3 protein-coding genes are annotated in these 2,548 nt (G+C 48.9%); 2 read left to right on the top strand and 1 reads right to left on the bottom strand.

Features of this window, described 5'->3' with window-relative positions:
- On the bottom strand, window positions 1–279 hold a 279-nt coding region (locus GF404_05385), incomplete at its 3' end, for a tyrosine phenol-lyase (protein ID MBD3381614.1).
- A 111-nt stretch (window positions 280–390) separates the two neighbouring features.
- On the opposite strand from GF404_05385, the gene GF404_05380 reads away from it, so the two are divergent.
- Window positions 391–825, top strand: coding sequence for an Rrf2 family transcriptional regulator (locus GF404_05380; protein ID MBD3381613.1), 435 nt, complete (start codon window positions 391–393; stop codon window positions 823–825).
- A 21-nt stretch (window positions 826–846) separates the two neighbouring features.
- Window positions 847–1,779: a cysteine synthase A gene (cysK, locus tag GF404_05375; protein MBD3381612.1), complete on the top strand. Its 933-nt coding sequence runs from the start codon at window positions 847–849 to the stop codon at window positions 1,777–1,779.
- Window positions 1,780–2,548: the final 769 nt, after the last annotated feature.

The raw sequence follows: 2,548 nt of genomic DNA, 5'->3' as shown, positions 1-2,548 counted from the left end.
GTAATACTTCCGGATAGCGTCCTCCAGATGGTAGAAATTCCGGCTACCGGCATAAGCCTCATCACCGAGCATCAACCCGGCCCACTGACGATCACTCATGGCCGATGTGCCCGAATCGGTCAGCAAATCAATATAGACGTCTTCCGACTTCAATAGAAAGGTGTTATAACCTGCTTCCTCAACAGCTTTCTGGCGATATTCACGGGTGGTCATCTTCAGAGGTTCGACCATCTTGATCTTGAATGGTTCCGCCCAACTGCGGCGTTTCTGACTGGCCATAAACTTCTCCTGTCAAATTTTTGTTGAAATTATTTGAAATATTACCAAATTCATACTTGACAATATCGATACAGTATATAAATTACATAAACAACAGGGGTAATATGTAAAATGTTCAGTACAAAAACATATTTAGCTTTACTGATTATTATGGAGCTGTCCGGAAAAGACAGAAAGTCTCCATTGACATCGATTAAATTGGCCAAGCAATATAACATATCCAAGCGTTATCTGGAAGTTATTTTTGGCAACCTGTCCAAAATCGGCTTGATCAGCTCACGACGCGGGATCGGCGGGGGCTACAGCCTGGCCTGTGATCTGGAGCGGGTCAGTCTTTACGATCTGGCAGTTGCGGCCGAGGGCGGAATCAAGCTGTTTGCGGCCGGGGAGTTTTTGCCGGAAAAGGGTGAACGTGCGGTCACACTGAGGGCTGTCAACCGTTTCTGGAACAACCTCGAGGACGAATTATTCGAGCGGATGAAATCCTACAAGCTCAGCGATTTGGTCGAGGATCTGGCAGATCGTGAGGAGATGTATTACATATAATTTTTGCAGATGGGGGATGATATGAAAATTTATGATTCGATGCTGTCATTGGTAGGGAGCACCCCGCTGGTAAGGCTCAATCGTCTGGCCGAAGGGCTGGAGGCGACCGTGCTGGGTAAACTGGAGTTTTATAATCCCTGCGCCTCAGTCAAAGACCGAATCGGCCTGGCGATGATCGAAGCCGCGGAACGAGAAGGTCATCTCAAGCCGGGCGGGGTGATCGTCGAACCGACCTCAGGCAATACCGGGGTTGCCCTGGCGTTCGTCTGCGCTGTCAAGGGCTACAAGCTGGTTTTGACTATGCCGGATACAATGTCGAGCGAACGGCGGGCGCTTTTGAAAGCGTTCGGCGCAAAATTGATCCTGACTCCGGGTGCTGACGGTATGCCCGGCGCGGTGGCCAAAGCTGAGAAGATCCTGGCCGAGAACCCGGGCTACTTTATGCCGCAACAGTTTAAGAACCCGGCCAATCCGGAAATCCATCGCGTTACAACCGCCGAGGAGATTTACAACGACACGGACGGCAAAGTCGATATCCTCTGCGCCGGGGTCGGAACCGGCGGGACTGTGACCGGGGTGGCGGAAGTCATCAAGCGCCGCAAGCCGGAGTTTAAGGCGATCGCGATCGAGCCGGCCGCCTCACCGTTTCTGACGAAAGGCGAAAAAGGTCCTCACCCGATCCAGGGGATCGGAGCCGGTTTCAAGCCGGATGTATTGAATCTTGAGACGGTCGATGAGATCATGACGATCGAAAACGAGGAAGCGATTGAGACCACCCGCAGGTTAGTGCGCGAAGAAGGGATTTTATGCGGTATCTCTGCCGGTGCCAATGTGGCCGGAGCGTTAAAAGTTGCCGGGCGCCCTGAAAACGCCGGCAAGATGATTGTAGCTATAATCTGCGACACTGGTGAACGTTACCTCTCTACACCAGCCTACTCCGAGATCGACGGCTGACTGTTTCACGATGAATCATCGTTTTGAAACAGTTGTTTCATGATGGTACGATATGAGTTTCGGTTTTGCAACTCCATCAAAAACATTTCTGTTACAGTGCAACGACTTACAGCTTTATGTCTACAATTCTTAAATACGGCATGCCCCTTGCAACAATAATTAAACAAACGACATCAAGCTTAGACAACAAGAGAATAGACATCAGGAGATACAGTAGAAGATAGCTAAGCGGCGGGGTTTCAACCCATAAAAGGGGTCCTTGTTTAGTACTTGGGGCATTCCGTGACAGAGTTTCGCACTCGGTCACGGATTTTTTTTATAGTCTGCTGTTATGAAGTGAAACGAAATAAATTTGTTTCCCGGAGTTATCCAGCGGATGCTTAATGATTAATCGCTTCAGTTGCTTGTTCACCTGAGATCGGTTAAGCAGGTTAGGAATTCCTTTTCCGAAATCGTTTGAAACTGTGTTTAGCTCCAATAGTGATGAATTCAACGTTTGATGAAAACATGCTTGCCGGTCTTGTCGTTGGCGGGAATACCGTAGCGGTTCAACTATCGGCGTATCATGGTTTCCGTAGAGAAGCCCGTCGGGAAACCGGTTGTTTCGATTGATGTATATTACCTGAAAGTAAAGATCGGAATTAATACTTGCTCTTTTTAGAGCGATTATATATTATGGCGTTTTACAGATTTCTTTTTGGAGAGGTGGCCGAGTGGCTGAAGGCAGCTGCCTGCTAAGCAGTTAACGGGGCAACCCGTTCCAGGGTTC

The organism is Candidatus Zixiibacteriota bacterium (assembly GCA_014728145.1).
Classification (GTDB): domain Bacteria; phylum Zixibacteria; class MSB-5A5; order JAABVY01; family JAABVY01; genus WJMC01.
This window is presented reverse-complemented; position numbering and strand designations above follow the sequence as displayed.

Coding starts and splice junctions, on each gene's coding strand:
- cysK (MBD3381612.1), top strand. CDS start 847: ATGAAAATTTATGATTCGATGCTGTCATTGGTAGGGAGCACCCCGCTG.
- GF404_05380 (MBD3381613.1), top strand. CDS start 391: ATGTTCAGTACAAAAACATATTTAGCTTTACTGATTATTATGGAGCTG.